At 71.0% G+C, this 22,569-nt stretch carries 19 protein-coding genes, 1 tRNA gene and 1 pseudogene; 8 read left to right on the forward strand and 13 right to left on the reverse strand.

Features of this window, described 5'->3' with window-relative positions; genetic code table 11:
• Window positions 1-226 precede the first annotated feature (226 nt).
• Window positions 227-901, forward strand: coding sequence for a Crp/Fnr family transcriptional regulator (locus tag ACIGA3_RS16645; RefSeq protein ID WP_030811441.1), 675 nt, complete (start codon window positions 227-229; stop codon window positions 899-901).
• A 152-nt stretch (window positions 902-1,053) separates the two neighbouring features.
• Window positions 1,054-1,881, forward strand: coding sequence for a nucleotidyltransferase (locus tag ACIGA3_RS16650; protein ID WP_399715732.1), 828 nt, complete (start codon window positions 1,054-1,056; stop codon window positions 1,879-1,881).
• Here the strand turns inward: ACIGA3_RS16650 and ACIGA3_RS16655 are convergent.
• The 4 genes from ACIGA3_RS16655 to ACIGA3_RS16670 all read right to left on the reverse strand — a co-directional run bounded on the left by ACIGA3_RS16655 (window position 1,878) and on the right by ACIGA3_RS16670 (window position 4,277).
• A complete protein-coding gene (locus ACIGA3_RS16655) occupies window positions 1,878-2,708 on the reverse strand; it encodes an MBL fold metallo-hydrolase (protein WP_399715734.1) in 831 nt (276 codons plus the stop codon). The genes ACIGA3_RS16650 and ACIGA3_RS16655 overlap by 4 nt on opposite strands.
• Complete coding sequence (locus tag ACIGA3_RS16660; protein WP_399715737.1) at window positions 2,705-3,595, reverse strand: NUDIX hydrolase; 891 nt, start codon at window positions 3,593-3,595, stop codon at window positions 2,705-2,707. The genes ACIGA3_RS16655 and ACIGA3_RS16660 overlap by 4 nt, the downstream gene beginning before the upstream one ends.
• 62 nt (window positions 3,596-3,657) lie before the next feature.
• A complete protein-coding gene (locus tag ACIGA3_RS16665; RefSeq protein ID WP_399715740.1) occupies window positions 3,658-4,122 on the reverse strand; it encodes a RidA family protein in 465 nt (154 codons plus the stop codon).
• Window positions 4,119-4,277, reverse strand: coding sequence for a DUF4177 domain-containing protein (locus tag ACIGA3_RS16670; RefSeq protein WP_018547934.1), 159 nt, complete (start codon window positions 4,275-4,277; stop codon window positions 4,119-4,121). Before ACIGA3_RS16670 ends, ACIGA3_RS16665 begins: the two co-directional genes overlap by 4 nt.
• Window positions 4,278-4,348: 71 nt before the next feature.
• Here ACIGA3_RS16670 and ACIGA3_RS16675 point away from each other — a divergent pair, with 71 nt between their 5' ends.
• The gene (locus ACIGA3_RS16675) at window positions 4,349-5,326 is read left to right on the forward strand and encodes an ArsA family ATPase (RefSeq protein ID WP_399715743.1); all 978 of its coding nucleotides are present in this window, start codon (window positions 4,349-4,351) and stop codon (window positions 5,324-5,326) included.
• Window positions 5,323-6,681: an ArsA family ATPase gene (locus ACIGA3_RS16680; RefSeq protein WP_399715746.1), complete on the forward strand. Its 1,359-nt coding sequence runs from the start codon at window positions 5,323-5,325 to the stop codon at window positions 6,679-6,681. The genes ACIGA3_RS16675 and ACIGA3_RS16680 overlap by 4 nt, the downstream gene beginning before the upstream one ends.
• 157 nt (window positions 6,682-6,838) lie before the next feature.
• Here the strand turns inward: ACIGA3_RS16680 and wblA are convergent, their stop codons facing one another.
• On the reverse strand, window positions 6,839-7,177 hold the full coding sequence (gene wblA, locus ACIGA3_RS16685; protein WP_030811461.1) for a transcriptional regulator WblA: 339 nt from the start codon (window positions 7,175-7,177) through the stop codon (window positions 6,839-6,841).
• Between the two features lie 575 nt (window positions 7,178-7,752).
• Here wblA and ACIGA3_RS16690 point away from each other — a divergent pair.
• Window positions 7,753-10,038 (forward strand): transglycosylase domain-containing protein, encoded by a 2,286-nt coding sequence (locus ACIGA3_RS16690; protein WP_399715748.1) that lies wholly within the window; start codon window positions 7,753-7,755, stop codon window positions 10,036-10,038.
• A 59-nt stretch (window positions 10,039-10,097) separates the two neighbouring features.
• On the opposite strand, the gene ACIGA3_RS16695 is transcribed toward ACIGA3_RS16690, so the two are convergent.
• Window positions 10,098-10,565, reverse strand: a complete 468-nt coding sequence (locus ACIGA3_RS16695) for a GatB/YqeY domain-containing protein (protein ID WP_399715751.1) — start codon at window positions 10,563-10,565, stop codon at window positions 10,098-10,100.
• 93 nt (window positions 10,566-10,658) lie between these two features.
• Here ACIGA3_RS16695 and ACIGA3_RS16700 point away from each other — a divergent pair, with 93 nt between their 5' ends.
• From ACIGA3_RS16700 to ACIGA3_RS16710, 3 genes are all read left to right on the forward strand, one after another.
• Window positions 10,659-11,585, forward strand: a complete 927-nt coding sequence (locus tag ACIGA3_RS16700; protein ID WP_399715754.1) for a metallophosphoesterase — start codon at window positions 10,659-10,661, stop codon at window positions 11,583-11,585.
• 55 nt (window positions 11,586-11,640) lie between these two features.
• Window positions 11,641-12,414, forward strand: coding sequence for a Pr6Pr family membrane protein (locus tag ACIGA3_RS16705; RefSeq protein ID WP_399715757.1), 774 nt, complete (start codon window positions 11,641-11,643; stop codon window positions 12,412-12,414).
• A gap of 66 nt (window positions 12,415-12,480) precedes the next feature.
• Window positions 12,481-12,554 (forward strand) — tRNA-Pro (locus ACIGA3_RS16710).
• Between the two features lie 104 nt (window positions 12,555-12,658).
• On the opposite strand, the pseudogene ACIGA3_RS16715 reads toward ACIGA3_RS16710, so the two are convergent.
• The 7 genes and pseudogenes from ACIGA3_RS16715 to ACIGA3_RS16745 all read right to left on the reverse strand — a co-directional run.
• Window positions 12,659-13,177, reverse strand: a pseudogene (locus ACIGA3_RS16715) (transcriptional regulator); the annotation flags it as partial.
• Window positions 13,178-13,307: 130 nt separating this feature from the next.
• A complete protein-coding gene (locus ACIGA3_RS16720) occupies window positions 13,308-14,597 on the reverse strand; it encodes a hypothetical protein (protein WP_399715759.1) in 1,290 nt (429 codons plus the stop codon).
• A gap of 240 nt (window positions 14,598-14,837) precedes the next feature.
• A complete protein-coding gene (locus ACIGA3_RS16725; protein ID WP_399715762.1) occupies window positions 14,838-16,016 on the reverse strand; it encodes a cytochrome P450 in 1,179 nt (392 codons plus the stop codon).
• A 216-nt stretch (window positions 16,017-16,232) separates the two neighbouring features.
• A complete protein-coding gene (locus tag ACIGA3_RS16730) occupies window positions 16,233-16,634 on the reverse strand; it encodes a hypothetical protein (RefSeq protein WP_399715765.1) in 402 nt (133 codons plus the stop codon).
• 1 nt (window position 16,635) lies between these two features.
• Entirely contained in the window at window positions 16,636-21,366 is a 4,731-nt protein-coding gene (locus ACIGA3_RS16735; RefSeq protein WP_399715767.1) for a putative T7SS-secreted protein, read from the reverse strand.
• Window positions 21,366-22,016, reverse strand: a complete 651-nt coding sequence (locus tag ACIGA3_RS16740) for a hypothetical protein (protein ID WP_399715770.1) — start codon at window positions 22,014-22,016, stop codon at window positions 21,366-21,368. The genes ACIGA3_RS16735 and ACIGA3_RS16740 overlap by 1 nt, the downstream gene beginning before the upstream one ends.
• On the reverse strand, window positions 22,013-22,465 hold the full coding sequence (locus ACIGA3_RS16745; protein ID WP_399715772.1) for a hypothetical protein: 453 nt from the start codon (window positions 22,463-22,465) through the stop codon (window positions 22,013-22,015). The genes ACIGA3_RS16740 and ACIGA3_RS16745 overlap by 4 nt, the downstream gene beginning before the upstream one ends.
• Window positions 22,466-22,569 lie beyond the last annotated feature (104 nt).

Raw genomic sequence — 22,569 nt, forward strand, 5'->3', positions numbered from 1 at the left:
CTCACCGGCGATTTGGACACCCGGCCAGCCTAGAGCCCGGCACCGACATCCGCTCCGGACCTGGAAGATCGGCCCCCGATTGGACCCCTGCCGCTTACCTCGGGACACCTGTGCGGCATCCTTGTGACAGATCACACTGTTTGGACCGTCCGGTAAAACGGGGAACACGGTCCCCTGGCACGCTGGGGAGGAACATCCCCTGAGCAGCTCGACAAGGAGAGAACTCGTGGACGACGTTCTGCGGCGCAACCCGCTCTTCGCGGCTCTTGACGACGAGCAGTCCGCGGAGCTGCGCGCCTCCATGAGCGAGGTGACCCTCGCCCGTGGCGACTCCCTGTTCCACGAGGGCGACCCCGGCGACCGGCTGTACGTCGTCACCGAGGGCAAGGTCAAGCTGCACCGCACCTCCCCCGACGGGCGGGAGAACATGCTGGCCGTGGTCGGTCCCAGCGAGCTGATCGGTGAGCTGTCGCTGTTCGACCCCGGCCCGCGTACGGCCACCGCGACCGCGCTGACCGAGGTCAAGCTGCTCGGCCTCGGCCACGGCGACCTCCAGCCCTGGCTGAACGTCCGCCCCGAGGTCGCCGGCGCGCTGCTGCGTGCCGTCGCCCGCCGGCTGCGCAAGACCAACGACGCCATGTCCGACCTGGTCTTCTCCGATGTGCCCGGCCGTGTCGCCCGCGCCCTGCTGGACCTGTCCCGCCGCTTCGGCGTGCAGTCCGAGGAGGGCATCCACGTGGTGCACGACCTCACTCAGGAGGAGCTGGCCCAGCTGGTCGGCGCCTCCCGCGAGACGGTCAACAAGGCGCTCGCCGACTTCGCCCAGCGCGGCTGGCTCCGCCTGGAGGCCCGCGCGGTGATCCTGCTGGACGTCGAGCGCCTGGCGAAGCGGTCGCGCTGACGCTGGTCCCGACCGGGCGACCGCTCGTCGGCCCCGAGGGGCCTCGTCCTCGATCGCCGGACGGGCTCAATTGATGCCGACCGGTGCCGGGCAAGGCCCTGGCGCTCGTAATTGACCTGCACCGCCGCCCCCCGGCGGTGCACAGTGTCCGCATGTCAGGACCGCCGGTCCCCCACGGCCTCGACGCCGAGGGGTTCATCGCCCGTGAAGGCTCCCTCGCGCGCGTGCAGGACGCGTTCCGTCCCGTCGTGGCCGCCGCGCGGGACAGGCTGGCGGAGACGTTCGGGGCGCGGCTGCACAGCGGCTACCTCTACGGGTCGATCCCGCGCGGCACCGCCCGCGTGGGGCGCAGCGACCTGGACCTGCTGGTCGCGCTGCGCACCGGGCCGACCGACGCCGACCGGGCCGCCATGGCGGCCCTCGGCGCGGCCCTGGACCGGGAGTTCCCGCAGATCGACGGCGTGGGCCCGCTGCTGTACAGCGAGGCCCGGCTGCTGAGCGAGGCGGAGCGGCACGACCTGGGCTGGTTCCTGGCCTGCCTGTGCACCCCGCTGCTCGGGGACGACCTCGCCGGCCGGCTGCCCCGCTACCGGCCCACCTCCCTGCTCGCCCGCGAGACCAACGGCGACCTGGCCCGGCTGCTCCCGCGCTGGCGTGAGCGGATCGCGGGCGCCGCCGACACCGAGGAGGCCCGGCGTCCGCTGGTCCGGTTCATGTCCCGGCACCTGGTGCGCACCGGCTTCACCCTGGTGATGCCCCGCTGGAACGGCTGGACGAGCAACCTGGACGAGATGGCGGAGGTCTTCGGCGCCTACCACCCGCGCCGGGCCGCCCCGATGCGCGTGGCGGCCCGCTACGGCCGCGAGCCCGTCGGAGACCCCGCGATCCTGCGCGGCTACGTGGACGACCTGGGGCCGTGGCTGGCGGAGGAGTACGCGCGCGTGCACGGCGTGAAGGGCACGCGGGACCCCTGCCCCTAGATCAGCCCGTGCTCGCCCAGATAGTCCAGCTGGGCCCGTACCGACAGTTCCGCCGCCGGCCACAGGGAGCGGTCGACGTCGGCGTACACGTGGGCCACGACGGCCTCGGCCGTGCGGTGGCCGTTCTCGACGGCCGTCTCGACCTGGGCGAGGCGGTTGGCGCGGTGGGCGAGGTAGAACTCGACGGCGCCCTGGGCGTCGTCCAGTACCGGGCCGTGGCCGGGCAGGACGGTGTGCACGCCGTCGTCCACGGTCAGCGAGCGCAGCCGGCGCAGGGAGGCCAGGTACTCGCCGAGGCGGCCGTCGGGGTGGGCGACCATGGTCGTGCCGCGCCCGAGGATGGTGTCGCCGGTGAGCACCGCGCGGTCGGCCGGGAGGTGGAAGCTCAGGGAGTCGGCGGTGTGGCCGGGGGTGGGCACGACCCGCAGTTCGAGACCGCCGACCGTGATCACCTCACCGGCGCCCAGCCCCTCGTCCCCCAGCCGCAGCGCCGGATCGAGCGCACGCACGCGCGTGCCGGTGATCTCGGCGAACCGGGAGGCGCCCTCGGCGTGGTCGGCGTGGCCGTGGGTGAGCAGGGTGAGCGCTATCCGCTTGCCCGCCTTCTCGGCGGTGTCGACGACCTCGCGGAGGTGGCCGTCGTCCAGCGGGCCGGGGTCGATGACCACGGCCAGGTCGGAGTCCGGTTCGGCGACGATCCAGGTGTTGGTGCCGTCCAGGGTCATGGGTGAGGCGTTGGGCGCGAGCACGTTGACCGCGCGCTCGGTCGCCGGGCCCGAGCGGACCACGTCGCGGGGCTGGCCGGGCAGGGCCGCGGCGTCCGTCATGCCGTACCTCCCCGCGGGCCCGGAGCGGCCGGGACGTGCTTGGTGAACTCCTCGTGCCCCGGCCAGCTCAGCTCCACCCGGCCGTCGAGCAGCCGGGCCCGGGCGAGCACCGGGGTGAGATCGCGCTCCGGCGCCGCGGCGAGGGCGTCGGCGGCCGTGCCGTAGGGCAGCAGCTGGCGCAGGGTGGCGATGGTGGGCGGCATCATCAGCAGCTCGCCCCGGTCGTACCCGGCGGCGGCCTCGGCGGGCCGTGTCCACACCGTGCGGTCGGCCTCGGTGGACAGATCGCGGGTGTGCTGGCCCTCGGGCAGGGCGGCGACGAAGAACCACGTGTCGTAGCGCCGGGACTCGAACTCGGGGGTGATCCAGCGGGTCCACGCCCCCAGCAGGTCGGAGCGCAGCACCAGCCCCCTGCGGTCCAGGAACTCCGCGAAGGACAGCTCGTGCGCGACCAGGGCGGCGCGGTCGGCCTCCCAGTCGTCGCCGCTGGTGTCGCCGACGACCGAGTCGGGGCCGGTCCCGGCGAGCAGGACGCCGGCCTCCTCGTAGGTCTCGCGCACGGCCGCGCAGACGATCGCCTGGGCGCCCAGTTCGTCGCCCTTGTCCATGCCCAGCCGGTCCGCCCACCACGCGCGCGTGGGGCCCGCCCAGCGGACGTGGTGGTCGTCGTCGCGCGGGTCGACACCGCCGCCCGGATACGCGTACGCGCCTCCGGCGAAGGCCATGGAGGCGCGTCTGCGCAGCATGTGGACGGCCGGACCGGCCGGGGTGTTCTTGAGCAGCAGCACGGTCGCCGCCCGCTTGGGGACGACGGGAGTGAGCGTGCCGTCCGCCAGGGCGCGGATGCGGTCGGGCCACTCCGGGGGGTACCACTGACCGTTCGCCATGGGCGGAGGCTATCCCGAACAGGGCAGATGTTCGAGAGGTGCCGGGCCCATGGCCGGGCGGGCTACGGGACCAGCTCGACCAGGATCTCGACCTCGACCGGCGCGTCCAGCGGGAGCACCGCGACACCCACCGCGCTGCGGGCGTGCACGCCCTTGTCGCCGAGGACCTCGCCGAGCAGCTCGCTGGCGCCGTTGAGGACGCCGGGCTGGCCGGTGAAGTCGGCGGCGGAGGCGACGAAGCCGGTGACCTTCACGACGCGGGCGATCTTGTCCAGGTCGCCGGTGACGGACTTGACGGCGGCCAGCGCGTTCAGCGCGCAGATCCGGGCCAGGCCCTTGGCCTCCTCGGCCGTGACCTCGGCACCGACCTTGCCGGTGACCGGAAGCTGTCCGTCCACCATCGGGAGCTGGCCCGCGGTGTAGACGTGGTCCCCGGACCGCACGGCGGGCTGGTAGGCGGCCAGCGGCGGCACGACCTCCGGCAGCGTGAGGCCGAGGTCGGCGAGCCGGGCCTCGACCGCGCTCACGCCTGCTTCTCGCGCTTCAGGTAGGCGACGAGCTGCTCGGGGTTGGGCCCCGGCACGACCTGGACGAGCTCCCAGCCGTCCTCGCCCCAGTTGTCCAGGATCTGCTTCGTGGCGTGGACGAGCAGCGGCACAGTTGAGTATTCCCACTTGGTCATGGGCCGACTGTAGTCGCTGTTATCCACAGCCTCCCGCGTGAGTGTCGCCCGGACTGGTTAGGCTCGAAGACGTGAGCAGGCTCCAGGTCGTCAGCGGCAAGGGCGGGACCGGAAAGACGACGGTCGCCGCCGCCCTAGCGCTGGCCCTCGCCACCGAGGGGAAGCGGACGCTTCTCATCGAGGTCGAGGGCCGGCAAGGCATCGCACAGCTCTTCGAGACCGAGGCGTTGCCCTACGAGGAGCGGAAGATCGCCACCGCTCCCGGAGGAGGTGAGCTGTATGCCCTCGCCATCGATGCCGAACAGGCCCTTCTGGACTATCTCCAGATGTTCTACAAACTCGGCAGCGCGGGCCGCGCGCTGAGAAAACTCGGCGCCATAGACTTCGCGACCACCATCGCGCCGGGACTGCGGGACGTCCTGCTGACCGGCAAGGCGTGCGAGGCGGTGCGCCGCAAGGACAAGAACGGCGAGTTCCTCTACGACCACGTCGTGATGGACGCGCCCCCCACCGGCCGCATCACCCGCTTCCTGAACGTCAACGACGAGATGGCCGGCCTCGCCAAGATCGGCCCGATACACAATCAGGCGCAGGCCGTGATGCGGGTGCTGAAGTCCCCGGAGACGGCCGTGCACCTCGTCACGCTGCTGGAGGAGATGCCGGTCCAGGAGACCGCCGACGGCATCTGTGAACTGCGCGCGGCGGGGCTGCCGGTGGGCCGCGTCATCGTGAACATGGTCCGCCCCGAGCTGCTGGACGCGGCCGAGCTGGAGCTGGCCCGCACCGTCCCGCACACCGCCGTCGCCCGCGCGCTGTCCTCGGCGGGCCTGGGCGGAGCACGCCGCGGCGGGCACGCCGAGCGGCTGGTCGACCCGCTGCTGACGCAGGCCGCCGAGTACGCCGAGCGGCACGCGCTGGAGCAGGAGCAGCGCGCGGTCCTCGACGAGCTGGGCCTGCCGGTGGACGAGCTGCCGTTGCTCGCCGAGGACATGGACCTGGCGGGCCTCAACGAACTGGCCACCGAGTTGCGGAAGCAGGGGTTGTCATGAGTCCGGACCCGCAGACCGCCGCCGACCCGGACGCGCGCTCCGGCCTGTCCCCGGCACGGACACTGCACGTGGACGCGCTGCTGGACGACCCGGAGACCCGGATCGTGGTGTGCTGCGGCTCCGGCGGCGTCGGCAAGACGACCACGGCCGCCGCGCTCGCCCTCCGGGCCGCCGAGCGGGGCCGCAAGGTGGTCGTCCTCACCATCGACCCGGCCAAGCGGCTGGCCCAGTCGATGGGCATCGACTCCCTCGACAACGTGCCGCGCCGGGTCAAGGGCACCGAGGACCGCCGCGCCGAGGCCCCCGGCGAGAGCGCCGAGGCCGGCGAACTGCACGCCATGATGCTCGACATGAAGCGCACCTTCGACGAGGTCGTGGAGACGCACGCGGACCCCGAGCGGGCGGCCCAGATCCTGGCGAACCCCTTCTACCAGACGGTCTCCGGCGGCTTCGCGGGCACGCAGGAGTACATGGCGATGGAGAAGCTCGGCCAGCTGCGGGCCAAGGACGAGTGGGACCTGATCATCGTCGACACCCCGCCGTCCCGCTCCGCGCTGGACTTCCTCGACGCGCCGAAGCGGCTCGGCTCGTTCCTGGACGGCAAGCTGATCCGGGTGCTGACCGCGCCCGCGAAACTGGGCGGCCGCGCGGGGATGGCGTTCCTGAACGTCGGGATGTCGATGATGACCGGCACCCTGGGCAAGCTGCTGGGCGGACAGCTGCTCAAGGACGCGCAGACGTTCGTCTCCGCGATGGACACCACCTTCGGCGGCTTCCGCACCCGCGCGGACGCCACCTTCAAGCTGTTGCAGGCGCCCGGGACGGCGTTCCTGGTGGTGGCGGTGCCGGAGCGGGACGCGCTGCGCGAGGCCGCGTACTTCGTGGAGCGGCTGGCCGCGGAGAAGATGCCGCTGGTCGGCCTGGTGCTCAACCGTGTCCACGGCAGCGGCGCCACCCGGCTGTCGGCCGAGCGGGCGCTCACCGCCGCGGAAAATCTTGCCGAGCCCGGCATTGTGGATCAGGAGGACGGGAAGGCTGACGTTCGTAACTCCCCTGAAACGGACGGAAGTTCAGATTCCGCCTCGCTCTCCGACACCTCTCCGGCTTCCGAGGACGGCTCCCCCGCCCCGGCCCCGGACCGGCCCGTGGACGAACTGACCGCGGGTCTGCTGCGGCTGCACGCCGAGCGCATGCGGCTGCTCGCGCGCGAACAGCACACGCGGGACCGTTTCATCAGCGACCACCCCGAGGTGGCCATCGTGGAAGTGCCCGCGCTCCCCGGCGATGTGCACGACCTCACGGGCCTGCGCGACATCGGCGACCGCCTGGCGGCTGGGCACACGGAACTGTCGTAGCGGTCCCGAGCGCTTACGGGCATGCCGCGCGCCCCCGCGTGCGGCAGCACGGGCGGGCGCGCACAGCGCCCGGCTCCCCCGCGGCATCGCCGTGCCGCAGGCGTACCCGGCCCGCGTCGGACCTCGGTGCCCCCGGTCTATGCCGGAGGCGAAGCCCTCAGCTGACGGCCGCGTAGTTCTCGTACACCTCGTCGTCGTCGAGGGGCACGATGCCGGTGCCGCGCTCGTACTCCGAGCGGGCGGTCTCCAGCAGCCGCCGCCAGGAGCTCACGGTGGGCCGCCGGCGCAGCAGTGCCCGGCGCTCGCGCTCCGTCATGCCTCCCCACACGCCGAACTCGACGCGGTTGTCCAGCGCATCGGCCAGGCACTCGGTGCGTACCGGGCAACCGGTGCACACCGCCTTGGCCCTGTTCTGCGCTGCTCCCTGCACGAACAGTTCATCCGGATCGGTAGTGCGGCAGGCGGCCTGCGCACTCCAGTCGGTAACCCAGCCCATACCGGCGCCGTCCTCTCCCGAATCGAGGCTCCCCCACGGCGGCAGCGGCATATTCACCGCCGCCAGTTGAGGACGTTACGGAAGGCGCGGACAGCGCAACACCCCCTTCGGGCCCAATCTTGAATGGCCCGAACGGACTATGGGTAAGCGGCAGATCACCCGGAGGAGTGAGCTGGCGACTTGCGTGATCATCCCGGCAAAGCGGGACGGTTGTGATGCGGCACATGGGGCGCCGGGTGACACACGAGGCGGTTTCGGACACGTCCCCACCGGGAGAGCCGGGGTACTCCGGAACGATTCGGGGTCGCCGGACGTATTGCTACATGGCCCCGCCGCTGTGACAGTTGAGAGCAGCTTAGGCCAATGCCTGTGCGTGTGTCCGGCGAATGACAACTGAGCCCCCGCTTTGCCGCGCCATGACGCGCCCGGCCCCCTCCGGCATGCTCCGGCGCATCCGAAAGGCCGTATCGCGGAGGTGCCCCGCCACCCGACCGGACGTCACGATCCTGCACCCGAACCGCCCGAGGGCCCGTCGCTCCCCCGGAACGCTTATCACCACGGATTAGGCTGCCCCCATGCCAAAGAAGCGCTCGGGCGGTGGTCTGTCGGTCACGCAGCAGGCTGCCAAGTTCCTCGGTGTCAGCGTGCTCGCGGGGGCGGTGATGGCGGGCATCGCACTGCCGGCCGCCGGGGCGCTGGGCCTCGCCGCGAAGGGCTCGGTGCAGGGCTTCGACGAGATCCCGGCCAACCTCAAGAGCCCCCAGCTCAGCCAGCGCACGACCATACTGGACAGCCGGGGCAACCAGATGGCCACCGTCTACTCCCGTGACCGCACGGTGGTGGAGCTCAAGGACATCTCGCCCTACATGCAGAAGTCCATCGTCGCCATCGAGGACTCGCGCTTCTACCAGCACGGTGCCATCGACCTCAAAGGCGTGCTGCGCGCGCTGAACAAGAACGCGCAGAGCGGGGGCGTCGCCCAGGGCGCGTCCACCCTCACCCAGCAGCTGGTGAAGAACTACTTCATCGAGGAGGCCGGCGACGACCCGACCAAGGTCGCCCAGGCCACCCAGCAGACCCTCGGCCGCAAGGTCCGCGAGCTGAAGTACGCGATCCAGATCGAGGAGAAGCTCGGCAAGAAGAAGATCCTGGAGAACTACCTCAACATCACCTTCTTCGGCGAGCAGGCGTACGGCGTCGAGGCCGCGGCCCAGCGCTACTTCTCCAAGCACGCCAAGGACCTGAACCTCCAGGAGTCCGCCCTGCTGGCGGGCATCGTGCAGTCCCCGAGCCGCTACGACCCGGTCAACGACGAGGCCGAGGCCACCAAGCGGCGCAACACCGTGCTCCAGCGCATGGCCGAGCTGGGCGACATCTCCCAGGCCGAGGCCGACCGCGCCGGCAAGGAGCCGCTGGGCCTGCGGGTCAGCCGTCCCAAGAACGGCTGCATCACCGCGACCCGCGACTCCGCTTTCTTCTGCAAGTACGTCGAGAACGTCTTCCTCACCGACCCGGTCTTCGGCAAGTCCCGCGAGGAGCGCGCCAAGCTCTGGAACAAGGGCGGTCTGACGATCCGTACGACGCTGGACCCGCAGGCGCAGAAGTCGGTGCAGGACTCGCTGAAGGACCACGTCTACAAGTCCGACTCGGTGGCGGCGGCCGCGACCCTGGTGCAGCCGGGCAACGGCAAGGTGCTGGCGATGGGCCAGTCGAAGCCGTTCGGCTACGCCAAGGACGAGACCGAGTACAACTTCTCGGTCGACCGGGACCTGGGCGGCTCCAACTTCGGATTCCCGACGGGTTCGACGTTCAAGCCGTTCGTGGCGGCGGCCGCGATCGAGGGCGGCAAGCCGCCGACGCAGGCGTACTCCGCGCCGTACAAGATGAACTATCCGAGCCCCATCCAGCGGTGCGGCGCCAACCCGTACCTCAACAACAAGCGCAAGAAGGAGACGGCGGAGAACGAGAACGAGTCCGAGAAGGGCCCGTACCGCATGAAGGAGGCGATGGCCAAGTCGGTCAACACCTACTTCGTGCAGCTCATCGCCGACATCGGCCTCTGCCCGGTGGTCAAGATGGCCGACAAGCTGCACGTGGTGCAGGGCGACGGCTCCAAGCTGCCGCAGACGCCGGCCATCGCGCTCGGCGCCATCGGCCTGTCCCCGCTGACCATGGCCAACGCGTACGCCACCTTCGCCGCGCGCGGCATGTACTGCACGCCGGTCGCCATCGAGTCGATCACGGAGAAGGCCGGTGACGAGGAGAAGTCGCTGCCGGTGCCGAAGTCGACGTGTTCGCGGGCGATGAGCGAGAAGACGGCGGACACGGTCAACACCCTGCTCCGGGACGTGATCGACTCCGGTACCGGCCAGGAGGCGGGCCTGAACGACCGGGACAGCGCGGGCAAGACGGGTACGACGGACGAGCGGAAGAACGCCTGGTTCGTCGGCTACACCCCGAACATGTCCGGCGCCGTCTGGGTCGGCAGCGCCCGGCAGGACGTGCAGATGAGCAACATCACCATCGGTGGCACGTTCCATCCCCTCGTCTTCGGTGGCGGCGTGCCGGGCCCCATCTGGCGGGACGCGATGTCCGGCGCCCTCGTGGGCAAGGACGCGCCCGACTTCAACACGATCGACATCCCCGACGAGCAGGACAAGGGCGACGGCGGGGGCAACGGCCGCGGTGACGGCGACGACGGCCGCCAGGGGACGCCGGGCGGCGGCCTGATCGGCGGCCTCTTCGGCGGGCTGACCGGCGGCAACGGTGGCAACGGCGGCCGTCCGGGTGCCGGGAACCCGAAGCCGACGAAGCCGGGGAACCTGGTGCAGGGGAACACGAACGGCGGACGCCGGAACTGAGTCCCGTACGACAGTGGGGCCGCACCTTTCGAAGGTGCGGCCCCACTGTCATGTCCTGCCTAGCCCTGGAGCTGCTGCTTCACGATCGCGGCGACCCGGCCGCCGTCGGCCTGCCCGGCCACCTTGGGGTTCACGATCTTCATGACGGCGCCCATGGCACGCGGGCCCTCGGCCCCGCCCGCCTTCGCCTCCTCGACGGCCTGGGCCACGATCGCGGTCAGCTCGTCGTCGGAGAGCTGCTTGGGCAGGTAGGTGGCGAGCAGCTTGCCCTCCGCCTTCTCCCGCTCGGCCTGCTCGGGACGGCCACCCTGGGCGAAGGCGTCGGCGGCCTCGCGGCGCTTCTTGGCCTCCTTGGTGATCACCTTGAGGACCTCGTCGTCGGACAGCTCGCGCTTCTCCTTGCCCGCGACCTCCTCCTTGGTGATCGCGGAGAGGGTCAGCCGGAGCGTCGCGGAGCGCAGCTCGTCGCGCTCGCGGATCGCGGCGTTGAGGTCGTCGTGGAGCTTCGCCTTGAGCGTGGTGGTCATGGACCGATTGTCGCAGGTGCGTACGGCCGAACGCCCCCTGATTAAAGGGGCGCCCGCTCTTGGCGCCACGCCGGGGTCTGACACGATGGGCGTATGCGCGCGCGATACGGAGTACCCCTGGGAATCATGGCGGCCGGCGCCGCCGGAGTGGCGTACGCGGCGGGCTTCGAGGTCCGCTCCTTCCGCCTTCGACGAGTGACCGTGCCGGTCCTTCCGCCGGGCATGCGCCCGCTGCGGATGCTTCAGGTCTCCGACATCCACATGGTCGGCGGGCAGCGCAAGAAGCAGCGCTGGCTCCAGTCGCTGGCCGGGCTGCGGCCCGACTTCGTGATCAACACCGGTGACAACCTCTCGGACCCCGAGGGCGTCCCCGAGACGCTGGACGCGCTGGGCCCGCTGATGGAGTTCCCCGGCGCGTACGTCTTCGGCTCCAACGACTACTACGGCCCCAAACTCCGCAACCCCGCGCGGTACTTGCTGGAGAAGGCGAGCGGCAAGCACGGCCTGAACGGCAACGCGCCCGCGGTCGGTGTGATCCACAACCCCTGGGAGGACCTCAGGGACGGCTTCGACACCGCGGGCTGGCTGAACCTGACCAACCAGCGGGGCGTGCTGAAGGTCGAGGGCGTCTCCATCGAGCTGACCGGCCTGGACGACCCCCACATCAAGCGCGACCGCTACGCCCGCGTGGCCGGCGGCCCCTCCGGGACGTACGACTTCTCGATGGGCGTCGTCCACGCCCCCTACCTGCGCACCCTGGACGCCTTCACGGCGGACGGCTACCCGCTGGTCCTCGCCGGGCACACCCACGGGGGCCAGCTCTGCATCCCCTTCTACGGCGCGCTGGTCACCAACTGCGACCTGGACGCGGACCGGGTGAAGGGTCTGTCGACGCACACGGCGGACGGCAACACCTCCTACCTGCACGTCTCGGCGGGCTGCGGCACGAACCGGTACACCCCGGTCCGCTTCGCGTGCCCGCCGGAGGCGACGCTGCTGACGCTGGTGGAGCGGACGTAACCCGTCCGGAGTGCCCTGAATGGCCGCGTTTCGCCCTCCTGCCTAGCGTGAGGGCATGACCGTACCGATACCGCCCGTGCCCAGGGAGATCCCGGATCTGCCCGCGATCCCCTGGGAGAGCACGCCCGTACTGAAGCCGTCATTCGTGCCGGTGACGGCGGTGGTGGCCCCGGTCCGACGGCCCCTGGTGGCGGCGTTCCGCCTGCTCACCGCGCTGCTGGCGGCGGCCGGGGTGGCCCTGGAGATCCTTCTGGCCGGCCCGGCCCGCGCGCTGAGCTACTTCAGCGTGCAGAGCACGGTCCTGCTGGCGGTGGTCATGCTCCTGTCGGCGTCGAGATCCTGGCGTCCGCGCCGCGCGCTCCCGGCCTCGGTGACGGGCGCGGTGCTGCTGTACGCGGTGACCGGCGCGCTGGTGTACCACCTGCTGCTGGCCCACACGACACCTCCGTTCGCCATGACGGACGCGACGGCGCCCCCGGCGAGGTGGCACGCCCAGTGGGCCGCCCTCCAGGTCCTGCACACGCTGATCCCGCTGGCGGCGGTACTGGACTGGCTCCTGCTGACCCCGGCCTCGCGGATGCACCTGCGCCAGGCGGCGGCGTGGCTGCTGTTCCCGCTGGCATACCTGATCTTCACCCTGAGCCGGGCGACGGTCGTCTCCTCGGCCTCCCCCACTCGCTACCTCTACCCCTTCCTCGACGTCACGGCCCACGGCTACCGCCACACCCTGGCCAACGCGCTCCTTCTCGGCCTGGCGATCTACGCCTGCGCGTTGGTGCTGATCATCCTCGACCACGCCCGCCCCACCCCGGTCCGCCGCCGAGTCTGAACCGGATTTCGCCTCCGGCCCCCGGTGGGCTAAAGTAAACGACGTCGCAGCGACAGCGAGCGACATCGGGGTGTAGCGCAGCTTGGCAGCGCGCTTCGTTCGGGACGAAGAGGTCGTGGGTTCAAATCCCGCCACCCCGACAGCCGTGTTACCCGTCAGGGGCCTGATCCGCGAGAGCGGGTCGGGCCCCTGGCGGGTTTTTGGCGTCCTTCTCCGGGGAGCCGCCCGGGAGCCGACTTCGGAATCAGGCTCCCAGTGGCCAATACATGAGCCCCTCCTCTCCCTGGGGGGGGCAGCTCTGTCGGGATGAGGTGCTTCTGTGCGAGGGGCCTGAGCCGGGTATGGAGGGTGCGGTCAGGTCGAGGAGGAGCAGGGCGTCGTGGTCGGGGGTGCCGGGTCCGGCGGTGTAGACGCCGATGCGCTGGCCGGGGGTGCCTTCGACGTGCAGCGACTGCGAGGTGAGGGTGACCGTGCCGACCTGGGGGTGCTGGAAGGTCTTGTGGGCCGGCTTGCGTCCGGTCACTTCGTAGCGTTCCCACAGGCCCGCGAGGTCGGGGCTTTTGAGGAGGAGTTCGCCGACGAGGTTGGTGAGGTCGGGGGCGTCCGGGGCGGTGCCGGCGATGGCGTGCAGGCGGGCGACGCAGGCGGCGTTCTGCCGGTCCCAGTCGGTGATGAGGTCACGGGCCGCTGGGTGGAGGAAGAGGTAGCGGGCGAGGTTGCGGTGCTTGGCCGGCCAGTCGTCCAGGCCCGCGTAGAGAGCGAGGCGCCACCCTCGAAACCGGCGCCTCGCTGTTCTTCGACCACCACGACCCCGAGATCGTCACCTGGCTCGCGGGGCGCCGCCTGGACGCCTGACCCGCCCCCCATGCCACCCCGAGAGCCGTAACACCAAGTCAGGCGTTGTCGGCGGCCTTGCGGCGTCGTACCGCGATGAGTGCTCCGGCGCCGATCGCCACGGCGGCGGCGCTTGCCAGGGCGAGCGGCAGGGTCGCGGAGTTCGCGCCGGTCGAGGCGAGAGCGCCGACGGCGGAGGGCGTGGGCGCTGGCCCGGCCGCGCCGCCCTGGGGCGAAGTGTTGTTGCCCTTGCCGGGCTTCGCGGTGGTCGGGCGTGTGTCGTCGTTCTTTCCGGGACGGCCGGGCTTGGCGTCCTCGACCCGGCCGGGGGCGCTGCCCGCGGGCAGGATTTCGAGGTCGTAGCGCCTCATCGGGCCCAGGACGCAGGGGTTGTACGCGTCGGAGGCGTCGCCCGCGAACAGGGCGAGCCCGGCGCTCTTGTGGGCCGAGGCGTCGACCGTCAGGCGCATCTTGACGTCTCGGTGGCCGCGGGGCGGCAGGCTGTCGATCCGTCCGATGTGCTCGGGCTGGTCGGCGCTCAGGGTCCGCCAGGCGGTGCCGTCGGCCCACTCGGCCTTCAGCAGGTTCTTCGCACCGGCGCCCTCGGCGGCCGCGTGGAGGAACACCAGCGGGTCCACGTCCAGGGTGCGCTCGGTGCCGTTGGTCACGCTCAGGGTGAAGCCGACGGTGCTCCCCGCGACGACCTTGGAGGGGAGCCCCTGGGCGAGCGCGGTCAGGCCGTTCTCCCTGACGCACTCCTTGGCGGCGGCGAGCGCGGCGTCGGCGGCCGTCTGGGCCTTGCTGGTCCGGTCGAGGTCGGCCTGCAGCATGCCGTACTTGCGGGTCGCGGCGACCCTGGCGTCGTCCACCGCGGTGTCGGCCTTCTCCAGTTCGGCGTCGGCCGTCTGCTGGTCCTTGACCGCCGTCGCCAGGTCGGCCTCGGCCGTCGTCAGGGCCTGCTGGGCCGCGGCCTTCTCGGTGTCGCCCTCGGCCGCTTCCAGCTCGGCCTTGGCCTTGGTGACGCGCTCGTCGGCCGCGTTCTTGGCGGAGGCCGCCGCCTTCGCCACCTTTTCCGCGGCTATCGCGGCCGCCTTGAGCGGGTGCTCGGGGGAGTCCAGGGCGTCCAGGCTCGCCTCGACCTCCTTGCGGCCCTCCGCCTCGGCGGTGACGGCTGCCGTGTGCGCCTTCGCCGCGGCCGCCGCGGCTGCCTGCAGTTCCTCGTACGTCGGCTGGTTCCGCGTCTGGGCCGGGGTCGCCCCGGCGGCCAGCGCCGGGGCGGCGGCGCACAGCGCGAGGGGCGCGGCCACCGTGCAGGCGAGGGCCGCGGCGAGGGAATGACGAAGCTTCACAGAGGGACCTTCCCCGATGAGAGAGGCGGAGGAAACACCGCCGAACGAGCACCGGTCCGCGAGAAAAGCGGTGGGCCTGGATCTCATGCAGGTTATATGCCGGGTAAAGGGACGACCGGTTCCGTTTCCTGGTCTCCGGTCAGCAGAGGCGGGTGCCGCGGAGTGAAACCGGACGGACACGGACGGTTGTTCACAACACCCGCACTTTTTCTATGACCCATCTCACCCGGGCCATCCCCTCTACACCAGCAGCGGCAGCGACACCAGCCCCCGCATCAGGCGAGTGTGGCGCCACGTCAGTGAATCCGTCGGGACCGCCAGGCAGGCGTCGGGGTAGCGGGAGATCAAGGCGCCCAGGGCGAGTTCGGCCTCGGCTCGGGCCAACGGAGCGCCCAGGCAGCGGTGGATGCCGTGGCCGAAGGCGAGGTGGCCCGTGGCGGATCGGTCGAGGTCGAGACGGTCCGGGGCGGGGAAGCGCACGGGGTCCCGGTTCGCGGCGCCGGGCGCGATCAGCACGGGAACACCCGCCGGAATCACGGTGCCGCCGAGCGTGAGTTCCTCGATGCTGTAGCGGAACGTGGCGATCCCGACCGGCGAGTCGAAGCGCAGCAACTCGTCCAGCGCGGTCGGCAGTAGCTCCGGCTCCTTCCGCAACCGGCTCCAGGAATACGGGTGTTGGAGCAGCGCCAGCGCGGCGTTGCCGATGAAATTGGTGGTGGTCTCATGGCCGGCCACGAGCAGGAGCACGGCGATCGATACGAGCTCGTCCTCCGTCAGCCGGTCCTGGTCGTCGCGTACGGCGATGAGGTCGTCGAGCAGACTCGTCCCGGGCGCGGCGCGCTTGGCGGCGACCAGGTCGGTCATGTAGCCGCCGATGGCGTGGGAGGCGGCGTCGGTCCGCTCGGGCTCTCCGGCGGCGAACAGCTCGCCCGACCAGGTCCGCACGAGCGGGCGGTCGGCTTCGGGCACCCCGAGCATCTCGCAGATGACGGTGACCGGGAGGGGGACCGCGAGGCTCTCCACGAGGTCCGTCTGTCCGTGCTCCGGCCAGGTGTCGAGGAGCTCGTCGACCAGGCCGGCGATGTACGGGCGCAGCCGCGCCACGGCCCCGGTGGTGAACGCTCTCGTCACCAGCGACCGCAGGCGTCCGTGCTCCGGGGAGTCGGTGGCGAGCATGTTCCGGGCCACGGCCGGATGGAGGTCGCGCCGTGACGGCCGGCCGGCGAAGAACCGCGCGGTGTCCTTCGAGAGCCGGGGATCGGCGAACGCCTGCCGGGCCTCCGCGTACCCGGTGACCAGGTAGCTGGGGTGCCCGCCCGAACCGGTGGGCACCTCGCGCACCGGGGCCGCGTCCCGCAGAGCGGCGTAGGTCGGGTACGGGTCGGCGAAGAAGCGCGGGTCGCGCAGCGGGTCGGTCATGCCGTCGCCTCCGTGCCGGAAGGGGCGCTGACGATGCGCCGGCTCCGGCGCAAGGCGGGAATGTCGGCCCTCGGCGGGCCCGTCGAGTCCCATGACCGTTGCCCGATGACCCCTTCATCCCGCGCTTCTGGGCCGCCTCGCCCTCCGAGCCGATTCCACACCTCGGTCACCTCCGCGCGAAGTGGCCGACAGGTCGCCCGGTGTCGGGACGACTCCTCACGACCGTGGCTCGAACCCCAGCGATCGACTTGCCTCGACGGAGAGCCGCAGGAGTGCATCCCGATCCGCGGCGGGGATCTGGAAGTTGTGACGTTCGGCGTTCTCGAGGAAGTCGTGAGGCAGATCGATGCGGTACTTCTCCACATATGCCGCCAGATCTTCACGCCAAACGAATTCTCCATCGGAGAGCAGGGAAGATCCACCCGGCACCCGAAAAGCATCACCAATTACGTCGACGGTCAACTCCATGACATCGAGTATCGGGTATCCGGCCTTGAGATAGCGGACGACATCCGCCGGCGAATACTTTCCCGCACCCGACTCGGCCGGCGGTATGGAGCCGCCCCAGTCCGCGGCATACGCCGAGTCCATTTCCTGGTAAAAACCGATCAGTTTCATCTCACCCTCCGGTGGCGGGGTGGAAGATCCGCCAATGCCCACCGTTGTCGATCTGCGCAACCTGTCCTGGACCGAGTAGCGGATTCGTACCGACCCGGTCTGTGGGCGCCCTCACGGTGACCCCCATTTCGTTGGCTATCTGCTGCGCGATGCCCGAACTTTCCGCTCCGGAGTGGCACACCATGAGACGGAGTGGCCCTCCATTGTAATTCGGGTTATTACGGATGGCGTCCACGAGCTGACCACCGTTCACCGGACCGTAGGGGGTCTCCAAGAACCCGTCTCGTGATCCATGAGCAACCACGTCGTGCTCACCCTCGTTAAGGACATTCCGGAAATTCCTGACGCTCGGTCCGTCCTCACCGACCAGCGTAGCTGTTTCTCCGTGCGTCACCGGGGAGCCTGCCGGAATACGGTTGTCGCTCATGTAGTCCATGCCGCCTCGCGCCGGACAGGGCGTGAGGCCGAGCGGATCGCTCCACGTGAGCGGGTTCCCGACGTAGGTGTCCGGATTGGGCGCCGGCTGCAAGCCGAGAGGGTCGGAGCTCAGATACCGCGCCGTCTCCGGGTCATAAACCCGGAAGTAGTTGTAGTGCAGACCCGTCTCGGGGTCGTAGTACTGGCCGGGGAAGCGCAACGGCGTGTACGCCGTGCTGTTCGCCGCCCAAGCCGTCGTTCCCCACAGCGTGCTGCGGGTACGCCAAGCCGTTTCTCCCTGTTCGTCGACCAGTTCTGTCGGGGTGCCGATCAGGTCGGTGACGATGGCGTAGAAGCGGGAGTCGATTTCCGTGTCGGAGGCGGAGGTGATGCGTTCCGTCTGGGTGACGGGGTGGAGGCCCTGGTGGTCCCAGGTGAGGGTGACCGGGTGGGGCAACTCGGTGGACGTCGTGGTCTGTTCGCAGAGGGTCGTGCCGTCCCAGGTGAAGTCGACGCGCTCCACAACCCTGTCGCCCGCCATGCGGAGCTTCGCCGTGCGGCGGCCCAGGGGGTCGTAGGTGTACTGCCAGCGGGTGCCGTCCGGGGTGGTCACCGCTGTCAGGCGGTCCTCGGTGTCCCACTCGTAGCGCCAGGTGTGCGGGCGGCGGGAGAGGCGGGTCTTCTGGCGGAGGACCGTGCGGCCCAGGGAGTCGTGCTCGTAGCGGATGCCGCCCGCCCGGGTGATGCGGGTGCCCGTGTACGTGCGCGGGCCCGTCGCCTCGCCGCCCGGGTGGGTCGACGGCCAGCTCGCCTCGGTCTGGTTGCCGGCCTCGTCGTACGCGTACCGCTCCGTCCAGCCGTCCGCGTGGACCGCGGTGACCCGGCCGGTGGCGTCCAGGTCGAAGGTGCGGGAGGACAGGTCCTCGTCGATGCGGGTGACGTTGCCGTCCGCCCGGTACTCGTACGCGCGATGCCGGACCAGGCCACCCCTCGCCGTCCGTACCGACTGGGCCTTCATGCGGCCCAGCACGTCGAAGGTGTGCTCCAGGGACAGTGACTCGCCTATGTGGCGGCCCACTTCGCGGCCTGCCGCGTCGTAGGTGAAGTCGATGCTGTGGCCCGAGGCGACCATGCCGGTGCGACGGCCCGCCGCGTCGTAGGACCAGGTGGTCGTGGCCCCGGTGGGGGTGGTGCGGCCGGTGCGGCGGCCGAGGGTGTCGTGCGTGTACGTCAGCGTTCGGCCGTCGACCGTCTCCGAGACCGTTCGGCCGTAACGGTCACGGAGGATCTGGAGGGTAGTGCCGTCCGGGCCCACCGCCTCGGCCAGTTGGTCGGTGAGGTCGAAGGCGTACGTGGTGACCGCGCCCGCCGCGTCCTTGCGGACCGTACGGCCCAGCTCGTCCCGCTCGAAGGCGATGGTCTCGCCGAGGGCGTTGGTGCGGGCGGTGAGGCGGCTCGCGGCGTCGTATGCGTACGTGAGCGCGCGGTCGTCGAAGTCCGTCTCCGTGGCCAGGCGTCCCGCCGGGTCGTACGCGTAACTCCACTTCAGGCCCTGCGGGTTGGTGACCTCCGTCAGGCGCAGCTCGGTGTCGTACGTGAACTCGTGGCGGACGCCGTCCGGGCCGGTGCGGGCCGTCAGGAGGTCGAAGTGGGTGTACTCGAAGCGGGACACCGCGCCGAGGGCGTCGGTGTGGGTGGTGCGGTTGCCCTCGCCGTCGTACGTCCATGACTCGGTCGTGCCGTCCGGCGCCGTACGGCGGGCCAGGTGGCCCTCCACCGTCCACTCCAGGCGGGTCACCGCGCCGGTGGGGTCGGTGATCGTGACCGGGCGGCCGAAGGCGTCGCGCTCGTAGGACGTGGTGGCGCCGAGCGGGTCGGTGACGCGCAGCGGGAGGCCGGCGCGGTCGGCGGCGATGGTGGTGGTGTGCCCGAGCGGGTCGGTGACGGAGACGAGGTGGCCGGCGCCGTCGTACGCCAGGTGCGTGGTCCGGCCCGCCGCGTCCGTCGCCGAGGTGAGGTTGCCGCGGTCGTCGAACGCCCGGTGGACGGTGGTGCCGTCCGGGCGGGTCACCTTCACCGGGAGGCCGAGCGCGTCGTACTCCGCGCGGGTCTCACGGCCGTCGGGGCGGACGACCGTGCGCGGGTTGCCGTCGGCGTCGCGGTGGAACTCCGTGGTGTGCCCGAGGGGGTCCGACACCGACAGGAGGCGGTTGCGGCGGTCGCGCTGGTAGCGGGTGGTGGCGCCGAGCGGGTCGGTCTCGGCCACGACCTGGCAGTGGCGGTTGACGCGGTAGTGGCTGGTGTGGCCGAGGGAGTCGGTGATGCTGGTGACGGAGTCGCCGGTGGACGGGTCCGGCTCGCCGTAGGTGAAGGTGGAGCGCAGGTCGCCCTCGGCGCCGGACTGGTGGGTGCAGCGGTCCTGGTCGTCGTAGCCGTACGTGAAGTGGCTGTCGTTGGTGTCGGTCCAGGAGGTGATGCGGGCCGCTTCGTCGTAGGTGAAGCGGGTGGGGCGGCCGGAGGAGTTGGTGACCTCGGTGAGGTGGCCGTCGGTGTGGCCGTAGCGGATCAGCTCCTGGTCGGCGCCCGCCAGGCGCAGGGCGGTGACGCGGCCCTCGGCGGTGGATATCCCCAGGTGGTAGCCGCCGCTGTGGACGAGGGCGCGGGGCGCGCCGTCGGCGTCGTACTCGAAGGTGATCCAGTTGCCGTTGCGGTCGTCGAGCTGTTCGAGGACCGCGAGAGTGTCGGAGCGGTCGGCGAAATGACGCGTGTGCCCCGACTCCGGGTCGGTGAGGGTGTAGCCGCCCTCCACCCGGTCCAGCGGCCACCGCGGGCCGTGCGCGGGCAGGGTCGGCACACCGGGCGCGGGGTGCGGGTAGGCCAGGACGAGGCCGTCCTCGCCGACGAACACCACGCCCTCGGTGTCGATCTCCAGCCGCTGGTCCAGCGTGGAGGACCAGGACGGGCCGAACCAGCCGCCCAGCCGGTACGACGACTCGAACTGCCGCTTGACCAGCAGCGGAAGCACGCCCGGCAGGGCCACGTCGGTCTGCGGCAGCACCATGCGGCCGGTGGCGACGTCGACCGGGTCCTTCTCACAGACCTTCTCGCCCGGACGGCGGGCCACGTCGTCCGCGTCCTTCTCGACCACGTTCCGGGCGGTACGGCGGATGCCCTGACTGGCGGCCTCCTCCGCGCCCTCCTTCATGGCGAGCCGGAGCCCGCCCCGCGCCAGCCCCGCGCCCTTGGTGCCCACCAGTTCCGGGATCAGGCGTCCCACGAACTCCGACGGGTCCTTCTTCAGGCCGTCCACCACGGCCTGCACCGTGCGTTCGGGGTGGGTGGCGGTGGAGACCAGGCCCGACAGCGTCATGTTGACGTTCTGGAGGTACGCCGCCGGGTGGGTGAGGTTGTACGGGTCGGTGGGGTTGAGGCCGCGGGCGAAGTTGACCAGGCCGCCCGTGCCCTTCAGGGCACCGCCGACGACGTGGGTCAGCTCGGTGTTGGCGGCCTGGAAGCCGTCGGTGAAGTCGTTGCCGAGGCGTTCCAGCGGCGGGGGTTCGGCCGGGGCGTGCGCGAGGGCCGCCCTGACCTTGCCCTGAGCCTCCGCGGCGGCGGTGTTGCGCTGCTTGCGGGCCTCGTTCAGCTTGGCCACGGCCGCGTCGCGGTCGGCCTTGCCCGCCTGCATGTCCTGCTTCGGTACCGGTCCGGGGTCGTCGCCCGCGTCGGCCTTGGTCTTGTAGGCGGCGGCCTTCCGCTTGAAGTCGTCGGCCGCGTCGTCGAACGCCTTCGTGCCCTTCTTGTACAGCTCGACGGCCTCCGCGGCCTGCTTCTGCGCCCAGGTGACCGTGTCCGCGTACCGCTCCAGCGCGCCCGCCGCCGATCCGCATGCCTCGGCCGCGTGCGCCCACTTGGCGGGGTGGACGCCGAACTTCTCCCGGAAGGCGTTGCCGCCCTCGCCCTTCCAGCCCGCCGAGTCGATCTTCTTCAGGCCCGAGCCGACCTTGTCGAACGCCCCGTGGAAGTCCTTCAGGTGCTTGGCGCTCTCGCGGATCTTCTCCGGTTTGCCGTGCACGAGTTCGTCGGCCTGCTCGGTGTCGCCGAGCTGCTGCTCGCCCGGTGTCGCGCCCAGGTCGGAGGCGATGTCGTCGCCCCAGTCCTCCACACCGTCGGCCCAGTCGTGCAGGCCGACGCGGTCCATCGCGCCGCCCAGCTTGTCCGTGCCGTCGTCGACCAACTCGCCGACCTTCTTCTTGCCCTTGTCGTAGAGGTCCTCGGCGCCGCCCAGCAGCGAGTTGGTGATGTCCCCCAGCCCCATCAGCCCTCACCGCCCTGCTGCTCGGCCGCCTTCGCGCGGGCCTCCGGTGACGGGCCGAAGGTGTCGTCCAGGAACTGGTCGTACTGCTCGTCGGACACCCCCAGCCCGCCGTGCAGGTTCTCCGGGGTGACCGGGACCGTGCCGATCATGTGCGAGGTCATCGCGTCCCGGCCCGCGTCCTTCCAGCCCTGCTTGCTGTTCTCCCACGCCTGCTCGAAGGACTCCTGCGAATAGTCCACGCTGTGACCGGACTTGGCGATGTCCCCCCAGCCCATCTTCTCCACGTCCTCCTCGGAGGCGTACGGGTTGCCCACCGCCGAGTTCGCCACGACCTTCACACTGCCCTCGAGGTACTTCTCGGTCTCGTAGTACGTGCCCGCCGACAGGTTCGTCTTCAGCGCGAACGCGTTGCCCTCCGCGACCAGGGCCCGTACGCCCCACTCCCAGCGTTCGCAGAACGTCTTCAGCTCACCCGTCAGAGCCTCGTGACCCAACTCCAGCCCCGACAGGGCGATCCCGGAGAAACCCCGGCCCGCGCCGGCCGCGCCGACCATGCCCAGCTCGCCCAGTTCGCCCAGCGCCTCCGTCAGGCCCTTGGCGATCTCCTCCAGGCCCTGCGCCTGGAGATCCATCCCGCCCTCGCCGCTCATACCGCACCCCCGTGCCGCGTTCCGTCGTCCAGGTCCACCGCCGCGCCGTCCGGCACGATCCCCGCCACCGGCGGGAACACCATCCCGTCCGAACCGTCCGCACAGTCCAGCGCCACCCCGCACGGCACGCCTGCCGCGGGCACGGCAACGTCCAGCAGGCGGGCGCCCAGAATCCGCTGGTACGTCCACTCCCGTGCCGACTCCCCGCGAGCGATGGCGTATCGGGCGAGGGCCTGCTCGTCGGAGAAGGCCAGGATGAAGCGGATGCCGTTGAAGTCGGCGGTCAGCAGCGCTTGTTCGCCGCCCGGATCAGCGCCCAGCGGTACGAGAACGGGGGTACGGCGGAACTCACCGAGCAGCTCGGCGAACTCCCGTCTACGGGCCGCCACTTCCGCCGCCTGCGCGGGTGCAGTGCCCGAACCCGCTATCCGGTCCCCGTTCTCAGACATCCCGCCATCATCACGACTGCGACGAGAGCGGACAAGTTCATACCCGTCACACCCTTGTCACGTGCGGGGCGTGGCGGTCGCGAGTACCGCGTCGTTCCCGGCCG

Source organism: Streptomyces sp. NPDC085596 (assembly GCF_044541565.1).
Taxonomy (GTDB): Bacteria; Actinomycetota; Actinomycetes; order Streptomycetales; family Streptomycetaceae; genus Streptomyces.